The sequence below is a fragment of the Candidatus Villigracilis affinis genome (assembly GCF_016705895.1).
In the GTDB taxonomy this organism is placed as follows: domain Bacteria; phylum Chloroflexota; class Anaerolineae; order Anaerolineales; family Villigracilaceae; genus Villigracilis; species Villigracilis affinis.
This window is the reverse complement of record NZ_JADJKT010000036.1, coordinates 267,497-285,377: the sequence shown is the minus strand read 5'-3', so window position 1 is coordinate 285,377 and position 17,881 is coordinate 267,497. Positions and strand designations below refer to the sequence as shown.

Here is a 17,881-nt window from a genome sequence, read left to right as displayed (position 1 = left end):
GATTAAGCCTTTTTCCATTCCGTAAATTTAATTTCTTCAATATCGCGGGTGGGCAGCAACGTGATTTTATCCTTGCGCCCTTCGCGGATATAGATCTTGTAAACAGCATCCGTCGGGGTGCGGACCTTCGCTACGAGATTGACTTTCTTGTTTATAACAGCGAGCAGGTCCAGCCGTTTGACGAAGAGGAAGGATGTTTCCTTTTCGAATGCGATCAAGTCTGCCTTGCCAAAAAGCCAGCCGACCTTGCCGCGCACGTTGCGAAGTTCCACCCAGGTGAAATCCGCCTGCTCGGTTTTGTCGCCCCTGCGGATTCGCTTCTGGCTTTTCACTTCCACTTTGAAGACCTCGCCTGCTTTTTCGATCAAATAATCCCAGTGATCGTCAATATTCTCATCCTTCGATGAAGCCGAAACTTTCCAGCCCGATCTGACCGCCAGCACGATGAAAAGATTTTCAGCGTTTTCGCCGAGTTCAAGTGAATCTTTTGTGTCGAATTTGTTGCGGGAGTTGGCCATATGGTTTTACCTGATTTTAAAGGAGGGTAATTTATTTCGCCACGCGCTTCTTTTTTGTCTTCACTTTAGGTACGATGCCTAGAATTCTTTTGCGCGCCAGTTCGCAATATTTCCTGTCCACATCAATGCCGATGCCTTTGCGGTTGTTGTTCGTTGCCGCCAGCAGGGTGGTGCCGCTTCCGCTGAAGGGATCGAGCACCACGTCATCAACATAACTGAAAAGCTTGATGCAGCGGCGCGGCAATTCAAGCGGGAAAGGAGCGGGATGCCCGATGCGCTTTTGCTTTCGCCGTTGAACGTCCACAGGCCGTTCGTCCAATCCATGAATTCGTTTCGTTCGATATCTGAGATTTTGCTGCCGCTGGTTTTCTTCCAATTCTTTTTGTACAGCACGATGATCAATTCCACGGGCGCGATCACATACGGTGCCGACGCGCTTTTCCACGACCCCCAGGCTGTCCTGCGCGAAATGTTACCCTCGTTCCAAACGATGGTCGAATGGTAATGAAATCCGATTTCCTTGGCAATCGTTGTCAGGTCGGCGCCCACGCTTTGCTGGCCGCCCTTATTTTTATCCAACGGCACATTCAAACAAAAACGGCCGTCATCCTTTAACCAATCAAAACAGCGTGACATCCATTTTCTGCTGAACTCCAAATAATCCGCATAGGAAACATCATCCTTGTGCGAATTGTATTGAATATCCACATTGTAGGGTGGGGAGGTAACAACAAGGTCCACGCTGTTTGTGCTCACGAGCGATGTGGTCAAAATATCGTCATGAACGAGTGTGAACCTCTCGTTTTGAAAATGAATCCCAAATGATTTCATGCTCGGATTATAGCCGACGCCTTATCCGCTTTGCGAATCCAAATTGCCTTCCAGAAGCTTTTCAATGATCTGCTTGAAAATGGAAAACGGCTGCGCGCCTTCAAGGACATGACCGTTGATCAGGAAGGTTGGCGTCGCGTGGACTCCGTCCGCTTCTGCCTGCGCCTTGTCCTGCTCCACCTTCCCTTTATGTGTTTCGTTGCTGAGACATGCCTCGAAGGTATCCATTTCAAGGTTGATCGTTTTGGCGTACTCGATCAATTTATCCTGTGTAAAATCGCCCACGTTTTCGCCTGTCCAATTGGCGTAGAGCGTGTCGTGATATTCCCAAAACTTGCCCTGATCGCCCGCGCAGTAAGCGCCTTCCGCCGCCCAAACAGATTCTGGCCCAAGGAACGGGAAGGAGCGATATTCAAAATAGACCTTGCCCGTGTTCACATATTCCTCGATCAACAGCGGCTCGGTCTCACTCCAGAATCTGAGGCAGTACGGACATTGAAAATCGCCGTATTCAATGATGTGGATGGGCGCATGCGGATCACCCATGGTGTTGGTCTGTGTCACGGCGCGCGGAAGTTCTTCCGCCACTTCAACATGATCAGGGAAGAGTTGCTGGACGAATTTTGGCCCCACAAAGATTAGAGTGCCCACAAAAACTGCAGCGCAAAGCAATACCGCGCATCCGCCTGCTGCGAGCCACATCTTCCAGTTCGATTTGGACGGTTCTTCAAAAGCCGCCTGCAGTTGATCATCAATGGGGGGGTGTTCTTCGAGCGGGGATTGTTCTTCGATCATGTTCTCTCCTCTGAAAGGTCCAAATTGTACCGTGAAATAAATGTTGATAATATCGTCGTTGCGAGGAGGGTCTGGTCCCACATGGCATTCTCCGAAGTTATCCAAAATATTTGACGTAGGTGAAACCGTTTCAATTACCTCCCGATGGATTCCTCATCGAAAACTCATGTAAACATCACAAACGAAACGGATTTTTCGTTATAATCCTTAACATGAATGCGACCATGACCTCCAACCATAGTTTGCCCAGGCAAATTCTCGCCACCCTTGTTGGCGGTTTTTCGCTGTTTCTTACCGTTACCATCACATGGACATTGGGCTATCAATTATTGTATGCGGGCCGTATCTTTCCCGGTGTTTCCGTGGCCGGGTGGATGTCTCCGGGCTTTCCATCAATGACGCTGCGCTCAGATTAAGCCAGACCTTGTCCTTCCCGAATACGGGCAAGATCCTTTTCCGTGCAGGCGATAATCTCTGGGTCGCATCTCCGGCGGAATTGGGAATGGTCTTTGACCCCACCGCCAGTGCCCTGGCCGCCTACCGCTATGGACGTTCCGGCGGCTTGTTTGGCGCGTTATCGGGTCAAGTCAGCGCCCGCGGACTCGGCTCAGATGTTGCCCCGGTCATCATCTTCGATCAGCGTGTAGCTTATACCTATTTGCAAAATATTGGGGTGCTGGTGAACCAGCCTGTGGTGGAAGCCAGCCTGCACCTTGAAGGAACGAATGTGGTTGCCCAGCCCGGTCAAGTGGGCAGGGTGCTCAACCTCGATGCAACTCTGATCTATCTCGGCGCACAATTGCAGACCTTCCGTGATGGCGAAGTGCCTCTGGTCATTCAGGAAGCCGCTCCGAAATTGCTGGATGTTTCCTCGCAGGCCGAGGCCGCGCGCCGCATTCTCAGCCAGCCATTGACCATCAGCCTGCCCAATTATCGCAGCGGCGACCCCGGTCCGTGGACTTATGATATTCCTGTCGTTGCAAACATGATCGCTGTGATCGTCGTTGAAAATGGCGGTACAGCCGAAATGCAAGTCGGGCTCGATCCCAACGTTCTGCGTCAGTCGCTGAACGAACTCAAAGTTTATGTGGATCGTCAGCCCACGAATGCGAAATTCGTTTTCAACGATGAAACAGGCCAGATCGAACCCATTGCCGCCTCTAATATTGGCCGCGCCATGGATGTGGAAGCCAGCATTGCCGCCATCAATGATGCGCTTTTGCGCGGCGAACATAACGTATCCCTCGTCATTGCTGAGCAGCAGCCTTTAGTGGCGGATACAGCTGTCGGCGCGGATTTAGGAATCGTTCAATTGATCGCCCAGGAAAGTACCTATTTTTACGGCTCCAGCACAGAGCGTCGTCAAAATATCGAGGCTGCTTCCAGCCGCTTCCACGGTGTGCTCGTGGCACCGGGTGAAACCTTCTCGATGGGAAATATCCTCGGTGATGTCAGCCTCGAAAACGGATTTGCCGAAGCGCTCATTATCTATGGTGGACGTACCATTAAAGGAGTAGGCGGGGGCGTGTGTCAGGTGAGTACGACGCTTTTCCGCACAGTATTTTTCGCGGGCTTCCCCGTAGTTGAACGCTACTCACATGCTTATCGTGTTTCATACTATGAAAAGACCGTTGGCGGTTCGGTGGATCCCCAACTCGCAGGCATGGATGCGACCGTTTACTTTCCACTTGTCGATTTCAAATTTCAGAACGATACTCCCTACTGGATTTTGATGGAAACCTATATGTCCGGGGATACCCTCACTTGGAAACTGTATTCCACCTCCGATGGGCGCAGTGTCACGTGGGAAACCACTGGCCCCACCAATATTGTCTCCGCGCCGCCGCCGTTGTTGGAAGAAAACCCTGAAATGAAAGCCGAGCAAATAAAGCAGGTGGATTATGCCGCACAGGGCGCAGATGTGAACGTCACTCGCGTGGTCTGGCGCAACGGACAGATCTATTTCACCGACCAGTTCCAAACCCATTACCAGCCATGGCAGGCCATTTGTCAGTACGGGCCTGGCACCGAAGACCCGAAGAAACTGGCGCGTAGAAATGATATTTGTGTTGGGGCAAGTTAGTTCAAAATCTTTAGCCGCGAATTGCACGAATTGCCGCTAATTTTTTAAATCATTCGCGTGAATTGGCGACATTGTGCCCACAGGGTAAATCCGCGGCTTGCTCTTGGGGTTGTGCGTAAACCTTAAATAAAAAAACTCTGCACCTTTGCGCCTTTGCGTTAAGAAAAGCGGGTAAAACTCATCATATTCCCGCATGGTACAATCTTTTCTCGAAAAGGAGAATACATGGTCAGTTCAGAACTGCTCGAAATTTTACGATGCCCCAACTGCGTCCGCGAGAAAAGCGGCATGCTTGTTTTGCACAAAGATGCCTGGCTTATCTGTCAGGATTGTGGCCGCAAATATCCGATCGTGGACGACATCCCCGTGATGTTGATCGACGAAGGGGATAAATGGGTCAACACCGCACAGGACGCCCTCCCCGTTCCTCCACCCGAAAAATAAAGGTTCGCATTGAGCGCAGTCGAAATGCGTGACTTGCTGGCTGAATTGCTCAGTGGCGACGATCAGCGCGCAGAGAAAGTCATCCCCGCGCTAGTTGAGATGGGGAAGGCGGTCATTCCAGCCCTGTTGGATTTGACCCGGGCTGCGGAAGTGGATTCACGCTGGTGGGCAGTACGTGCCCTCGCCGCCTCGCCTCATACGCGGACCGAAGATCTGCTCCCGCTTCTCAGCGACTCAGCGCCGGAAGTGCGTGCCGCCACTGCCCTTGCCCTGTGCAATCATCCACATGAGGCGGCTGTCGAAGCGCTGGTCAAAACTCTCGCCGACGAAGACTCACTCACAGCGGGTTTGGCAGGGACAGCCCTCGGCAAGATCGGTGCTCCTTCGGTGCCGAGCCTGCTCAAGGTGATGACAGACGCGCCGGTCAGCGTCAAAATCCTGGCGTTGCGGGCACTATCCGAGATCAAAGACCATCGCGCCATTCCTGTTTTGATGAAATCACTCAGTGAAGACTCCGCGCTTTTGCAATATTGGGCGCAGGAGGGCTTGGAACGACTTGGGCTAAATATGGTATATGTTAAGCCCTGAGGTACAGAAAATAATGAATCGATTTGAATTCCTGAAGAAAATAAAACTGCCGAAACCTAAAATTCCCTCGGTGGGACGCATTATCTTTTTCGCCGTGGTCATTGGATTAAGCGCGGCGACCTTTGTATTCGCGCGTAATTTCACCGCCTGTTGGAATTTGACCGGTCTGCCCGGGATGATGCCAGCCAGTTGCGGCGGTTCAACTGGTCTATTGACTGGTCCTGATCTAACATCGGCTACGCAACAGCCGGGTGTTGTAGACCTGCCTCCCACACCAGCCCCTGTTGCCCCCGGCGTGGAATTGCCCCCCGCATGGGACGGCGGCAGCCGCATCAACATCCTCTTCATCGGTTTGGATTTTCGCGATTGGCAGGCAAATGAAGGTCCGCCGCGCTCCGATACGATGATCCTCTTCACGATTGACCCGGTCACAAAATCGGCGGGTATGTTATCCATTCCGCGCGACCTTTGGGTGAACATTCCGGAAGGCTTTGGTTATAGCCGTATCAATACTGCCTACTCCAGCGGAGAGGGTGCGAAGCTGCCCGGCGGCGGTCCTGGCCTTGCGATGAAGACCGTTTCACAATTGTTGGGCGTCCCCGTTCATTATTATGCTCAGGTGGATTTCAACACCTTCACTGAATTGGTGAATCGACTTGGCTGTATTTATGTAGTTCCAGAGGAAATTCTTGTGCTTGACCCCGTTGGCCCCGGTACAGATCATGTGGTGATCACTCCCGGCGGTGAACGCAAACTGTGTGGTTGGAAAGTGCTTGCGTATGCGCGCACCCGCAAATCCGAAGGCGGCGATATGGATCGCGCGCGCCGTCAACAGCAGGTGATCTTCGCGCTCCAACAAAAGATTTTCGACCCCGAAGTATTTCCATCCTTGATCGCGCAGGCCCCCGAAATGTACTCGGAACTTTCGAGTGGTATTCACACCAACATGCCGCTGGACACGGCCATCAAACTCGCCATTCTAGGCAAGGACATCACCCGCGAAAGTATCAAGACTGGCATCATCGGCACTGATATGGTCACGTTTGAAAATACCGTCCTCGGCGGTCAGGCTGCCAGCGTCATGAAGCCGATCATGGATAAGGTCCGCGTGTTGCGTGATGAGATCTTCACCAGTGGCGGCCCCACCAGCCCGATGGCTCAAGGCGAACCCGCCACGTTGATGCGCGATGAAGAAGCCCGTGTCCGCATTGTGGATGGAACCTTCACCGCCGGGCTTGACCAACGTGCAGGGACATTCTTCCAGTCCCAAGGCATGAATGTGACCGAAGTTGGCCCAGCCAGTGAAGTCTACTCTTCGACATTCATCATTGTATACGGCCCCAAGGTCTACACTGTGAAATATCTTCAGGCGGTTTTTGGTATCCCTGCCTCGAACATCCGCTTTAGCCCAGACCCCGCATCGACGGTTGACATTGAGATCCGCCTCGGTGCTGATCTGGCGGGAAGCATCCCGTAGTTTAGTTGAAACGTAAAAGGATCCCATCTCTGTTGAAAAAGAGATGGGATCCTTTTTATATACCGAAGTGCGTCGCACCAGAAGGGTGACAGAATCTTTTTAACTAGCAGGTTCTTCTCGGTCAAATTGTTTCATTCAGTCTGGTGCGACGCACCCTTCTCTTTGTTATCCAATTAAAGTACCGCGCGTCCAATCACCAACCAGCCAATATTTGAAATCCTGTCCCTGACTGGTTTGGATTCCGCCGTAAATTCCATACCCAAGCGCCACCAATGGCATAAGGCTGAATACACAGGCAAAGGGGATGCATACGATACCGATGATGACCGAGCTTAGTACACCGGTGATCGCCCACACGATTCCCGCCACAACGCTGCCGCCAACCCACCAGATGAGTTGAAAAATCAATGCCTGCAAAGATTGGTAGGCTACATACTTTGAACGGTCTTTATAGATCATGTAAATTGCCAGGGGTACAAAGGGTCCCAGAATCCCGGAAACCAGATTCACCAGCACACCCAGATGGGCGATCATGGCCCATTGTCGCTCCTCTTCGGGAGTGAGGGGCAGGGAAGGGGGCGGTTGTATTTGTTCGTTCATTACATCCTCCTGTTTTTTTATATTGGCGAGTCTAACATATAAAAATAAACAAAAAGACCCGCGGTTTTCCGCGGGTCTTTGGTGGAGCGGGGGAAAAGTTATGCCCAGCCCTGATTGCGAATGAAATCGCTGATCATGGGGATCTTCACATCCTGGCCCTGATAAGCCTGATAGGCCCACCAGAACATGGCGAAGAAGAGGATGCTGCCGCAGCCGAAGGTTACTGTCGCAAGAATAGACAGCACAACAGTGGCAACGAGGGATTGTACAGCGTTGAATTTGACGTACGGACGATTCTTTTTATCTTCCATGAAAAGAACAACGATAGCGATGATTGGGAATACGTAACCCAGCATTGCCCACAGTTTATCGTCACTGGTAACATCAGGAGACATTGGTGCTTGAGACATGATTTATTCCTCCGAATAAGTTGATTTTGGATTTCCAGTATTTTACAACCAATCCCCCTATCATGCAACCAATCACATTTCACCCAAGAGTACTGTATATTATTTAGGATCGCGTACTTTGATTTGCAAATCCTGATTTTTTTCAACAAGCGGTAAAATCAGCGCATGTCTTTACGCATTGTCTTCATGGGCTCGCCCGATTTTGCATTACCCTCTCTTTCTGCACTGGTCTCTGCGCCAAATTATCAAGTTGTTGGTGTCATCACCCAGCCAGATCGCGCTTCAGGCCGCGGACGAGAATTAAAGCCGCCGCCGGTGAAATCCCTTGCGCTTGAATTGAACATCCCTGTCATGCAGCCCGAAAAATTGCGCCTGCCTGAACCGATGGAGCAACTGCGCGCATGGGCTCCCGACCTGATTGTCGTAGCCGCGTTTGGTCAGATCCTGAAAAAGGATGTGCTGGAAATGCCGCGTTATGGCTGCATCAATGTACATGCCTCGCTGCTTCCGCGTTGGCGCGGTGCGGCGCCCATCAATGCTGCCATTTTGCACGGGGATGAAGAAACGGGCGTGACGATCATGCAAATGGATGTAGGACTCGATACAGGTCCCATGCTGGCGAAGAAGTCCATACGCATCAAACCTGACGACACAGCTGGTTCGGTTTCACAAGCATTATCCACGCTGGGAGCGGACTTGCTCATCGAAACCCTGCCCGATTATCTTGCTGGGAATCTCACCGCCACACCACAACCTGAAGATGGTTCCACATATGCGCCGATGTTGAAAAAGACCGACGGCCTGCTTGATTTCACCCAGCCTGCGGTTGACTTGGAACGCCGTGTGCGGGCGATGAATCCGTGGCCGGGCGCGTGGTTCGAGTGGAATGGGAATCCGCTCAAGGTATTGCGCGCATCCACTGTCAGCGGCGAAAAAGGTTTGGCAAGCGGAAGCAGATTCACAGTCGAAGGAAGACCCGCTGTTCAATCCTCCGAAGGCGCGCTGGTTTTGGATGAAGTCCAGCCTGCGGGCAAGAAGGCGATGCCGGGCAAATCCTTTCTGGCAGGCGCGCGGGATTGGGTTGCGGGCGCGTAGCGTATCGAGACCCCACGGGTTATAATCTCAAATCATATCTTTTTGGAGAAGAAAATGTTCAATTCGAAAGTATTTCTTGCCGAATTCATCGGCACATTCGCGCTGGTGTTTGTCGGCATGAGTGCGGGGATCGTTAATGCGGGGCTGCTTGGTGTGGCTCTCGCGCATGGCTTTACTTTGGCTGTGTTCGCCTATGCCTACGGACATATCTCCGGAACGCATGTGAACCCTGCAGTGACTTTCGGCCTCGCGTTGAAGGGTGTTGTGACTTGGGGGCAGGCCATTTTTTATTGGATCGCGCAGTTTGCAGGTGCGATTTTGGCGGCGTTCTTGCTTAAGACATTCCTGGATGCTTTGGGTGGTCCCATTGATGCTGGTGCAACAGTTGGTGCGCTGACAGACAAAGCTCCCATCCTGGCAATGGTGATGGAAGCGGTTCTCACCTTCTTCCTGTTGAACACGATCCTGCACACTGCTGTGGGCGGCAAGGGCGGACGTTTTGCAGGTTGGGCCATCGGCACAACGTATGCCTTTGCGATCCTGGCTGGCGCACCTTTCACCGGCGCTTCATTGAACCCTGCGCGCACGTTTGGCCCCGCGATCTTCTCGCTCCCGAGCATTACCAACCCGAACACCTATTTGATCTATCTGTTCGGCCCGTTGATCGGTGCAACCCTTGCCGTGCTTGTGTATAACTTCTTCACCAGCTCCGACGAAATCGAAGAAGATGAAGAGGAAGAAGTGGTAGTGGTTGAAGAACCTGTTGTTGAAGAAATGCCTGCGAAAGCTGAGAAGAAATCTGCTGCACGTAAGACAACAAAGTAAAAGGTAAGAAGTTAGAAGTGAAGCAGTTCCCGTATAAGTTTCCCGGGAACTGCTTTTATTTTAAATGTCGAATAGCAGCTTAAATTGTAATAGTCGACATAAGGTTGTACAATTTCATTGTGAGTGTTGTAAAAGTATAGTGCTGGATATTGGAAACAATTTATTGCAAAAGCGCTCATCATAATCTGGACTTTGCTCAAGCGATGCTTATTCAACGTGTAAGTTTGACTTAATGAAACTGAATCGCTATAATTGATAATAATAATTTGTAGAGAATAATTATCCATAATGAGTAAACATGAATGATCCGCAAGTTAGGTTTGAGCAATTAATTGCGAAGCTGAAGGAAAGACAATATCGTATAACTCCACAACGGGTGGAATTGATTCGTTTGATCGCCGCGAGCGAGGGCCATCCAAGCGCATCCCAACTTTATAACCAGATCAAGGTGCAGTTTCCAACCATGAGTCTCGCTACTGTATACAAGACACTTGATCTTCTGAAAGAAGTGGGTGAGGTGCTTGAGATTGGTTTGCGTGATGACAGCCATTATGACGGCAATAAGCCTTATCCGCATCCGCATTTGATCTGCATGAAATGCCAAAAAATTATGGATGGGGAACTTGACGCAGCTGTGGGGAAGATTGTTCAGGAGGTTGAAAACAACTTTGGATTTCGCGTTGTAAAACACCAACTTGACTTTTATGGATTGTGCCCGGATTGTCAAAAAAAGAGCAAATAAATACCTCTCTTTTTTATTTTGATCACAACTGTTAACTTTTTTCCAAAAGGAGAATAAAAATGAGCGAAGAAAGCAAATGCCCTGTTATTGGACACGCTGGCATGACCTCTGCCAGCCGGGGAACATCCAACCGCGAATGGTGGCCCAATCAACTGAACCTGAACATCTTGCACCAGCACGCGCCCGCTTCCAACCCAATGGATCCTGGTTTCGATTACGCCAAAGAATTTAAGAAGCTCAACTTAGCTGCGGTCAAGAAAGACTTGGCCCAACTGATGACCGACTCGCAGGAGTGGTGGCCTGCGGACTGGGGTCACTACGGCGGCTTGATGGTCCGCATGGCTTGGCACAGCGCGGGAACGTATCGCACCGCAGACGGACGCGGTGGCGGCGGTACCGGCAATCAACGGTTTGCACCGCTCAATAGCTGGCCCGACAACGTCAACCTCGACAAGGCGCGTCGTCTGCTCTGGCCCGTCAAACAGAAATATGGAAACAGACTCTCGTGGGCTGACCTGATGATTCTGGCAGGCAACGTGGCGCTGGAGTCGATGGGATTCAAGACCTTCGGTTTCGGCGGGGGACGCGCCGACATCTGGCAGCCTGAGGAAGATGTCTATTGGGGTAGCGAAGACAAATGGCTGGGCGGCGACATTCGCTACGCCCACGGTTCCGAGGGCGTCGAAAAGGAGGGCGCGGTGCTCGTGTCCGACGACACGGCGGATGGGAAGATGCATGGGCGCAACCTGGAGAACCCGCTGGCAGCCGTGCAGATGGGCTTGATCTATGTCAACCCCGAAGGCCCGGATGGCAAACCTGATCCTGTCGCTTCGGGCATTGATGTGCGTGAGACTTTCGCCCGCATGGCGATGAACGATGAAGAAACCGTCGCGCTTGTCGCGGGCGGACATACCTTCGGCAAGGCGCACGGCGCGGGCGACCCGAAACTGGTCGGACGCGAACCCGAAGCCGCTCCGCTGGAAGAGGTGGGCTTGGGCTGGAAGAATAGCCTCGGCAGCGGCGTGGGCGTCCACACCACATCCAGTGGCATCGAAGGCGCGTGGAAACCGAATCCCACCCAATGGGACATGGGTTACTTCGACATGCTCTTCGGCTACGAGTGGGAACTGGTCAAGAGTCCCGCTGGCGCTCAACAGTGGCAGGCGAAGAACTGCAAGCCCGAACACATGATTCCCGACGCGCACGACCCATCGAAGAAGCACGCGCCGATGATGACCACGGCTGACCTGTCGCTGCGCTTCGACCCGATCTACGAACCCATCGCGCGTCGCTTCCACAAAAACCCCAAAGCGTTTGCAGATGCCTTCGCCCGCGCCTGGTTCAAACTGACGCACCGTGATATGGGTCCCAAAGTCCGTTACCTCGGACCGGAAGTCCCAAAGGAAGACCTGATCTGGCAGGATCCCGTTCCTGCGGTCAACCACAAGTTGATCGGCGCGAAGGATATCGCCGCATTGAAGAAGGAGATACTAGCTTCGGGTCTTTCTGTGTCGGAGCTTGTTTCTACAGCCTGGGCTTCGGCATCCACCTTTAGAGGATCGGACAAGCGTGGCGGTGCCAATGGCGCGCGCATTCGCCTGGCTCCGCAAAAGGATTGGGAAGTCAATCAGCCTGCGCAACTGGCGAAGGTGCTCAAGACGCTGGAGCGCATCCGTAAAGAGTTCAACAGCGCCCAGTCTGACGGCAAGAAGGTTTCGCTGGCTGACCTGATCGTGTTGGGTGGTTGTGCTGCGGTTGAAGCCGCAGCTAAGGCGGCTGGTCACTCAGTGAAAGTGCCTTTCACACCGGGCCGCACTGACGCTTCACAAAACCAGACCGATGTGGAATCGTTCACCTTTCTCGAACCCGAAGCGGACGGCTTCCGCAACTACCAGAAGACGACCTTCACGGTCTCTGCGGAGGAAATGCTGGTGGACAAGGCGCAGTTGCTGACCCTGAGCGCACCCGAGATGACCGTACTCGTCGGCGGCTTGCGTGTGCTTGGCGCCAACGTCGGCGGGGCACAGCATGGTGTGTTTACCAAACAGGCTGGCAAGCTGACCAACGACTTCTTCGTCAACCTGACGGATATGGGCGTTGTCTGGCATCCTACTTCGGAAGCCGCCGAGACTTTCAATGCCCACGACCGCAAGACCGGCGAAGTCAAGTGGAGCGGCACCCGCGTGGATTTGGTCTTTGGTTCCAACTCACAGTTGCGCGCCCTCGCCGAGGTCTATGCCCAGGACGACAACAAGGAGAAGTTCGTGCGTGACTTCGTCGCCGCCTGGAACAAGGTCATGAACCTCGACCGCTTTGACCTTGCCTAACTGGTAGAATGTTTTGATATAAAAAGCTGACTGGGCAAATGCCAGTCAGCTTTTTCGTTTTATCATCCATAAAATCTATGCTAAAATCCACAGCCTTTGTAAGCTTTGGAGAAAAAATTATGCAAGAAGAAGTATCAGTTGGTACGCCTGTTTCAAATACCCCATTAAGCGAATCCATCGCCGCGCGCCGGACCTTTGCCATTATCTCTCACCCGGATGCAGGCAAGACTACGCTGACAGAAAAACTGCTTTTATATGGCAATGCCATTGAATTAGCGGGCAATGTCCGTGCCCGCCGCAATCAGCGCTCGACCACATCCGACTGGATGGAAATGGAGCGCGAGCGCGGTATTTCCATCACCTCGACCATTCTGCAATTCCCTTATCAAAACAACATCGTCAACCTGTTGGATACGCCCGGACATCAGGATTTTTCCGAGGATACCTACCGTACCCTTTCTGCAGTGGACAGTGCTGTGATGGTGATCGATGCCGCCAAAGGCATTGAGCCGCAAACACTCAAACTGTTCGAAGTTTGCCGCAAGCGTGGAATTCCCATTTTTACCTTCATCAACAAAATGGACCGTCCCGCCCGCGACCCGCTTGAACTGCTGGATGAGATCAAAAAAGTGCTGGGCATGGAGCCTGTGCCGATGAATTGGCCGATCGGTGATGGCCCTGAATTTCGCGGGGTATATGATCGCGCTTCTGAAGGCGTATATTTATTTGAACGCACCGAACGCAATGAGCGCATGGCTCCCGAAGTATTCATGACTTTGGATGACCTCATGAAGAACAATGTCTTATCGCAGAAGCGTTATGAGGAATTGGTGGAAAGCGTTCATCTGCTCGATGAAGTGGGAGTTGTCTTTGACCATGAAAGCGTTTTGAAGGAAAAGCAAACCCCCGTCTTCTTCGGCAGTGCGGTGACTAATTTTGGCGTGCGTCTTTTCCTTGATACGTTCGTAAAATACGCTCCGCCGCCCCAGCCTTATTTGAGCAACGGGGGAGCAGTTTTTCCACAAGATCCGAATTTTTCTGGCTTCATTTTCAAGATCCAGGCCAATATGAATCCCAAACACCGCGACAGTGTGGCCTTTTTGCGCATTTGTTCGGGGCGTTTCGAGCGCGGCATGGACCTTGTCCACGCGCAGAGCGGGAAGACCGTGCGGCTGGTTCGCCCGTATAAACTGTTTGCCAGCGAACGCGAGATCATTGACGAAGCTTTCCCCGGCGATGTACTTGGAATTCCAAACAACGGGGAATTCGCCATCGGCGATTCTCTCTGTACGGGGGAACTGGTTCAGTTTGCTCCGATCCCGCGTTTTCAGCCCGAACATTTTGCCCTGCTGAGAAACACCGACCTGGGCAAGCAGAAACAATTTTCAAAGGGACTTCAACAATTGGAAAGCGAAGGCGCGGTGCAGGTGCTGTACAACGTCAATGCATTCAAGCGCGAACCGATCCTCGCGGTGGTCGGTCAATTGCAATTCGATGTGGTGCAGGCGCGTTTGAAAGCCGAATACAATGTCCCCACCGAATTGGAACGATTGCCTCACGTGCTCATGCGCTGGATCAAGGGACCCGACTCGGCCATTGAGAACATGCCGCAGCGCAGCGAGGTCATTATTGCACGCGACTCACGCAACGAATGGACAGCGCTGTTCAGCACTCCCTTCTTCCTTAAGTATTTTGCGGATAAAAATCCAGAATTGCGGTTCGTGGATATCACAGAGAATTGATCCAAATACAAAATGAACGGCGGTTGTTTCAACCGCCGTTTTTGATTTAAAGATAAGTATGTTTGATTGGATCTGCAGCCATCTTTTTGTGGTTTTGTTTTACAATTAACCCAAGGAAGGATGCCATGCCAAAATATGTTGCTGCAATAGACCAGGGTACGACCAGTACCCGTTTTATCATCTTCGATCACGGGGGGAACGTCCTTGCTGTTGATCAAAAGGAACACCGTCAAATTTACCCGAAGCCAGGCTGGGTGGAGCACGATCCGTTGGAGATTTGGGAGCGTACGCAGGAAGTGATGAAAGGCGCCCTGCAAAAAAGCGGGCTTCAACCCGCGGACATTGTCGCGATCGGAATCACCAATCAGCGCGAGACAGCGGTGGTGTGGGATAAATCCACGGGGAAGCCCGTGTACAACGCCATCGTCTGGCAGGATACGCGGACGGATGTCATCTGCAATGAACTGGCTGAGGTGGGCGGACAGGACAGGCTGCGCTCCAAGACGGGACTTCCGCTGGCGACCTATTTCTCAGGCCCTAAAATAAAATGGATTCTGGATAACGTGGAAGGCGCGCGCGCCAAAGCCGAAAACGGGGATCTGCTCTTTGGCAACATGGATTCGTGGGTCATCTGGAATTTGACCGGGGCCCATATTACCGATGTGACGAATGCTTCGCGCACGCTATTAATGAATTTGCACACTCTCGATTGGGATGATGAGCTTTTGAACCTGCTGGGCGTTCCGCGTGCGATGTTGCCTGAGATCAAGTCATCGTCTGAGGTATATGGTCATGTCACTGTTGCTCAAGATGGCGCGAGCATCTTACAAGGCATTCCAGTCTCTGGCGATTTGGGTGACCAGCAAGCCGCGCTTTTTGGGCAGACCTGTTTCAGCGCGGGTGAAGCGAAGAATACCTATGGCACGGGCTGTTTCATGTTGATGAACATGGGCGAGATTCCTGTCCCTTCGAAATCGGGGCTGCTGACCACACTCGGTTACAAAATAGGAAATCAAAAAGCCGTTTATGCGCTGGAAGGTTCGATCGCCATTACGGGCGCGCTGATTCAGTGGCTGAGAGATAACTTGGGACTGATCCAGTCGTCGGCGGAGGTGGAGACGCTGGCTTCATCCGTCGAAGATAATGGCGGCATTTATTTTGTCCCTGCGTTTTCAGGTTTGTTCGCGCCGTATTGGAAGTCGGATGCGCGCGGGGCAATCGTGGGAATGACGCGCTATGTGACGAAGGGGCATATCGCGCGGGCGGCATTGGAAGCGACGGCCTATCAGACCTGCGAGGTGCTCGATGCGATGGAAGCAGACTCGGGCGTGAAATTGACCGCGCTGAAAGTGGACGGGGGCATGGTGTTCAACGAATTGCTGATGCAATTCCAGTCTGATATTTTGGATGTGCCTGTGGTGCGCCCGAAAGTAGCAGAGACAACGGCCCTCGGCGCGGCATACGCGGCTGGACTCGCGGTCGGCTTTTGGAAGGATTACGATGAACTCCGCGCCAACTGGGGCAAGGACAAGGAATGGACTCCGAAAATGGATGTGAGCCTGCGTGCGGGTTTATACTCAGGTTGGAAAAAAGCAGTCACGCGCACATTTGATTGGGTTGAATAATGCGTTACAAGTTGCAGGTTGAATGTTGCAAGTTCCCAACCTGAAACCTTCAACCTTGAACCTGACATTGGAAAATAAAATGAACCGAAATGAAATTCTCGAACAATTAAAAGAAAACCCAAAAGTCTCCGTGCTGATCGTTGGTGCGGGTATTAATGGCATTGGCACATTCCGTGACCTGGCATTGAACGGTCTGGATGTTTTGATGGTGGATCGCGGTGATTTTTGCTCGGGGGCGAGTGCGGCTTCTTCACACATGGCGCATGGCGGAATCCGCTATTTGGAGAACGGCGAGTTTCGCCTGGTGCGCGAGGCGGTGGGGGAGCGCAACCGCTTGATCCAGAATGCGCCGCATATTGTTCAGCCGCTGCCGACGACGATTCCGATCTTCAAATATTTTTCTGGGCTGCTCAATGCGCCGCTGAAATTTTTGGGCTGGCTCGATAAACCCTCCGAACGCGGATCGATCATCATCAAGCTCGGCTTGATCATGTATGACGCTTACACGGGCAACACCCGCACGGTGCCGCGCCATCAATTCTTCTCCCGCTCTGAATCATTGAGTCGTTGGAGCCGCTTGAATCCTGAAATTGTGAATACTGCCAAATACTATGACGGTTTGATCTCCAACCCTGAACGGCTTGCATTGGAAGTGATGCTGGATGGAGAAGCCGACAACCCTCATGCGCACGCGTTGAATTACGTCAGCATGGTGAAAGGCGAAAAGGATACGATCGTCCTGCGCGATGAGTTGACCGACCAAACCTATGAAGTACGTCCGCAGCTTGTCATCAATGCCGCTGGCCCGTGGATCGATTTCGTCAACCACAGCATGGGGCTTTCCACCCGCTCCATCGGTGGGACGAAGGGTTCGCACGTCGTCATCGATCACCCTGAATTGCGCGCGGCGATCGGCGAAAACGAATTCTTTTTTGAAAACAAGGATGGCCGTATTGTGCTGCTCTTCCCTTTGCAGGATCGTGTGATGATCGGCACATCAGATATCAAGATCGATAACCCCGATGAAGCCTATTGCACCGATGAGGAAGTGGATTATTTCATTGGTTTGGTTGCGCGCGTTTTTCCTGATATCAAAGTCACACGCGAACAGATCGTCTTCCGCTTTACGGGCGTGCGTCCATTGGGCAGCAGCGGGGCGAAGACCACAGGTCAATACAGCCGCGATCATCATATCGAAGTGTTGAACGGCGATTGGACAAATTTGGATTTCCCCATTTATTCGCTCGTCGGCGGCAAGTGGACGTCGTTCCGCGCGTTTTCGGAACAGGTGACAGACAAGGTGCTGACATTCTTCAGCCTGCCCCGCCAAAAGGATACGCGTGATTTGCCCATCGGCGGCGGGCGCGGTTTTTCCACCGATGAAAATGAACAGAAGCGCCAGATCGAAGGCTTCGCCGCGTGGACCGGGCTTGAAAAAGAAAGACTTCAAGTTTTATATTCACGTTATGGTTCGCGCACTGAAGCGGTGGCTACATTTATGAAGCGCGCCGAAGATGAACCGCTGAAAACGCTGCCTTCCTACACACGGCGCGAGATCATGTTCCTTGCTCAATATGAAAAAATTTCCCGTCTTGACGATCTCCTTTTGCGCCGCACCATGCTTGCTATGCTCGGCCGCCTGACGAAAGAAATCGTGTTGGAAACTGCCGACGTATTGGGGGATGCGCTTGGCTGGAGCAGTGAGCAGAAAACTGCCGAGGCGGAGAGAACTCTCCGTTTACTCCGAGACAGGCACGGGGTCCAGCTTTGAGGCGCATG

General features: G+C 52.3%; 16 protein-coding genes and 1 pseudogene. 12 read left to right on the top strand and 5 right to left on the bottom strand.

Translation table 11 applies throughout. The features are described 5' to 3' along the window. Positions 1 to 2: 2 nt before the first annotated feature. From IPI86_RS16470 to IPI86_RS16460, 3 genes and pseudogenes are all read right to left on the bottom strand, one after another. Positions 3 to 518 carry a hypothetical protein gene (locus tag IPI86_RS16470; RefSeq protein WP_345299104.1) on the bottom strand — a complete coding sequence of 172 codons (516 nt, stop codon included), beginning with the start codon at positions 516 to 518 and terminating at the stop codon, positions 3 to 5. A 31-nt stretch (positions 519 to 549) separates the two neighbouring features. Continuing rightward, positions 550 to 1,349 (bottom strand): annotated as a pseudogene (locus IPI86_RS16465) (site-specific DNA-methyltransferase). A 21-nt stretch (positions 1,350 to 1,370) separates the two neighbouring features. Further along, entirely contained in the window at positions 1,371 to 2,144 is a 774-nt protein-coding gene (locus IPI86_RS16460) for a DsbA family protein (RefSeq protein WP_345299103.1), read from the bottom strand. Positions 2,145 to 2,368: 224 nt separating this feature from the next. Between IPI86_RS16460 and IPI86_RS16455 the strand changes: the two genes are divergently transcribed. The 5 genes from IPI86_RS16455 (at position 2,369) to IPI86_RS16435 (ending at position 6,736) form a co-directional block, all read left to right on the top strand. Further along, positions 2,369 to 2,560, top strand: a complete 192-nt coding sequence (locus IPI86_RS16455) for a hypothetical protein (protein WP_345299102.1) — start codon at positions 2,369 to 2,371, stop codon at positions 2,558 to 2,560. Between the two features lie 8 nt (positions 2,561 to 2,568). Beyond that, complete coding sequence (locus tag IPI86_RS16450; protein WP_345299101.1) at positions 2,569 to 4,227, top strand: VanW family protein; 1,659 nt, start codon at positions 2,569 to 2,571, stop codon at positions 4,225 to 4,227. A 225-nt stretch (positions 4,228 to 4,452) separates the two neighbouring features. Then, positions 4,453 to 4,671, top strand: coding sequence for a Trm112 family protein (locus IPI86_RS16445; RefSeq protein WP_345299100.1), 219 nt, complete (start codon positions 4,453 to 4,455; stop codon positions 4,669 to 4,671). A 9-nt stretch (positions 4,672 to 4,680) separates the two neighbouring features. Continuing rightward, complete coding sequence (locus tag IPI86_RS16440) at positions 4,681 to 5,259, top strand: HEAT repeat domain-containing protein (RefSeq protein WP_345299099.1); 579 nt, start codon at positions 4,681 to 4,683, stop codon at positions 5,257 to 5,259. A 13-nt stretch (positions 5,260 to 5,272) separates the two neighbouring features. Then, positions 5,273 to 6,736, top strand: coding sequence for an LCP family protein (locus IPI86_RS16435; RefSeq protein ID WP_345299098.1), 1,464 nt, complete (start codon positions 5,273 to 5,275; stop codon positions 6,734 to 6,736). A gap of 165 nt (positions 6,737 to 6,901) precedes the next feature. Here the strand turns inward: IPI86_RS16435 and IPI86_RS16430 are convergent, their stop codons facing one another. Next, a complete protein-coding gene (locus tag IPI86_RS16430; protein ID WP_345299097.1) occupies positions 6,902 to 7,336 on the bottom strand; it encodes a DUF4870 domain-containing protein in 435 nt (144 codons plus the stop codon). 98 nt (positions 7,337 to 7,434) lie between these two features. After that, the gene (locus IPI86_RS16425; protein WP_345299096.1) at positions 7,435 to 7,746 is read right to left on the bottom strand and encodes a hypothetical protein; all 312 of its coding nucleotides are present in this window, start codon (positions 7,744 to 7,746) and stop codon (positions 7,435 to 7,437) included. A gap of 165 nt (positions 7,747 to 7,911) precedes the next feature. Between IPI86_RS16425 and fmt the strand changes: the two genes are divergently transcribed. From fmt to IPI86_RS16390, 7 genes are all read left to right on the top strand, one after another. Beyond that, on the top strand, positions 7,912 to 8,841 hold the full coding sequence (gene fmt / locus IPI86_RS16420; RefSeq protein ID WP_345299095.1) for a methionyl-tRNA formyltransferase: 930 nt from the start codon (positions 7,912 to 7,914) through the stop codon (positions 8,839 to 8,841). 54 nt (positions 8,842 to 8,895) lie between these two features. Beyond that, positions 8,896 to 9,666 carry an aquaporin gene (locus IPI86_RS16415; protein WP_345299094.1) on the top strand — a complete coding sequence of 257 codons (771 nt, stop codon included), beginning with the start codon at positions 8,896 to 8,898 and terminating at the stop codon, positions 9,664 to 9,666. Positions 9,667 to 9,964: 298 nt separating this feature from the next. Further along, a complete protein-coding gene (locus IPI86_RS16410) occupies positions 9,965 to 10,408 on the top strand; it encodes a Fur family transcriptional regulator (protein ID WP_345299093.1) in 444 nt (147 codons plus the stop codon). 59 nt (positions 10,409 to 10,467) lie between these two features. After that, the gene (katG, locus tag IPI86_RS16405; protein WP_345299092.1) at positions 10,468 to 12,735 is read left to right on the top strand and encodes a catalase/peroxidase HPI; all 2,268 of its coding nucleotides are present in this window, start codon (positions 10,468 to 10,470) and stop codon (positions 12,733 to 12,735) included. Positions 12,736 to 12,854: 119 nt separating this feature from the next. Further along, entirely contained in the window at positions 12,855 to 14,477 is a 1,623-nt protein-coding gene (locus IPI86_RS16400; protein ID WP_345299091.1) for a peptide chain release factor 3, read from the top strand. A gap of 125 nt (positions 14,478 to 14,602) precedes the next feature. Beyond that, positions 14,603 to 16,102 (top strand): glycerol kinase GlpK, encoded by a 1,500-nt coding sequence (gene glpK / locus IPI86_RS16395; RefSeq protein WP_345299090.1) that lies wholly within the window; start codon positions 14,603 to 14,605, stop codon positions 16,100 to 16,102. A 79-nt stretch (positions 16,103 to 16,181) separates the two neighbouring features. Beyond that, complete coding sequence (locus tag IPI86_RS16390) at positions 16,182 to 17,873, top strand: glycerol-3-phosphate dehydrogenase/oxidase (RefSeq protein ID WP_345299089.1); 1,692 nt, start codon at positions 16,182 to 16,184, stop codon at positions 17,871 to 17,873. Positions 17,874 to 17,881 lie beyond the last annotated feature (8 nt).